General features: G+C 73.6%; 3 protein-coding genes. 1 reads left to right on the forward strand and 2 read right to left on the reverse strand.

The window, feature by feature from the left end; genetic code table 11:
* Positions 1-55: 55 nt before the first annotated feature.
* Both GL263_RS26315 and GL263_RS26320 read right to left on the reverse strand, forming a co-directional pair.
* Positions 56-394 (reverse strand): hypothetical protein, encoded by a 339-nt coding sequence (locus GL263_RS26315; protein WP_182858239.1) that lies wholly within the window; start codon positions 392-394, stop codon positions 56-58.
* A 90-nt stretch (positions 395-484) separates the two neighbouring features.
* Entirely contained in the window at positions 485-820 is a 336-nt protein-coding gene (locus GL263_RS26320) for a lysine transporter LysE (RefSeq protein ID WP_182858240.1), read from the reverse strand.
* Between the two features lie 185 nt (positions 821-1,005).
* Here GL263_RS26320 and GL263_RS26325 point away from each other — a divergent pair.
* Positions 1,006-1,520, forward strand: a 515-nt coding sequence (locus GL263_RS26325) for a hypothetical protein (protein ID WP_182858241.1), incomplete at its 3' end; no start/stop codon positions are given.

The following is a 1,520-nucleotide window of genomic DNA, read 5'->3' on the forward strand; positions in this document are numbered from 1 at the left end:
CACCGCAGCACGCGGGCCGACCACGTCAGCCGCCGCTGCTTCCGCACCGGACGCGTCAGGGCGTGCGGGCCTCCGTCACCTCCGAGGGCCGCTCGGCCTGCGCCCGGTTTCCCCGACGCGTGCAGCTCGCCATCACGAGGAGCCCGGCCAGCAGCAGCACACTGGCCGCCAGCGAGCCGTCGTAGCGGATCTGGTTGTCGACGGGGAACTCACGGAACACCAGGAGCGCGCCCAGCGCCGCCGCGCACACCAACTGGCCCCAGCCGTACCGACGCGGATGGTGGACCCGCCCCCGGTTCCCGGGCAGCACCCATCCCCGCGTGATCCCCGCGATGCCGGACGCGGCATACAGCGACGCGACCAGGAAGAGAAGTATGGAGAGGTAGGGGTTCACGGTCGTCCTTTGCTCCGCGCGTCGGACCCACGCCATGCGCCGGCGCAATCATGACACCCCTCACCACGGCCCCCATGGGCGGCGGCCGGCTCACAGGCAGCCGCAGTCCGTCGCGTAGAACAGCAGCAGGAGGGCCGCCACGGCGGTCGCACCGAAGCCTGCGACGGTCACGGCTGCGAGGCCCCGACGGCCGCCCTTCGGGGCAGGACGGAAGAACCGCCAGGCGCCGTGAGCGAGGAGGACTCCGAGCAGCCCTGCCCCCGCGAGGGTGAGGCGCGGGCTGAAAGACCAGCTCAGGTAGGCGACCAGAGCCAGGCAGGCGAGCAGACCGCAGGCGAGCAGCCTGAGGAGCAGTTCCGCGACGACTTCTCCCACCGCGTCGATCAGGAACTCACCGACCCGCTCTGCCGCCCTGCGAACCCGCACCGCGCTCCTCGCTTCCGGCTTCCACCGCCTCCGACAGGGATGACCCCCGCCGGGCGCAAAAGGTTGCCGAGGCGGTTACCCGCCACCGGTCGCCGTACTCGGACACACGAGGAGAAAAGGGCTCGGTACGCGCCCCGGGCGCCCTGAGATCAGGGCGTGATCTCCACGAACTACTGTCGTGTGCCATGGAAACCGGGGGCGGGGACAGAGACGCGTGCGCGCAGGCACGGCCGGAGACGGCCGCCGCGCTCGACGACTACCGGAGAACCGCACGACGTTGGGCCGCCGCGGCGGCTGCGCTCCTGGCGCTCGCCCCGCCGCTGGCCGCCCTCGACGTCGTCCCCGCGCCGATCGGCGCGCAGGCCGCCACCGTCGCCGTCCCGGCGCTTGTCCTTGCGATGCGGGCGAGGCTGCTGGCCGTGCGCATGAGGGCCGCGCTGACACGCGCGCCTTGGACGCCGTGCGAGGCCGTCGCCCTCCCCACCGTGTGGGGCCGCCTGCACGTCGCACTCTTCGACCCGGCGACCGACCACCTGTGGGTTGTCCCCCTGCACGCGACGAAGAGCCGCCAACACCTGGCCATCCCGGGCGCGTCCGGCGGCCTCTGGTGGTGCGGCGACCCCACCACCGGCGGCGTACTCAGCCACCCGGGCGGCGCCGGCCTGGTCTGGGCCGGCCCCGCCCGCACGAACCCCACCGC

Origin of the sequence: Streptomyces durbertensis, assembly GCF_014156695.1 — a bacterium.
In the GTDB taxonomy this organism is placed as follows: domain Bacteria; phylum Actinomycetota; class Actinomycetes; order Streptomycetales; family Streptomycetaceae; genus Streptomyces; species Streptomyces durbertensis.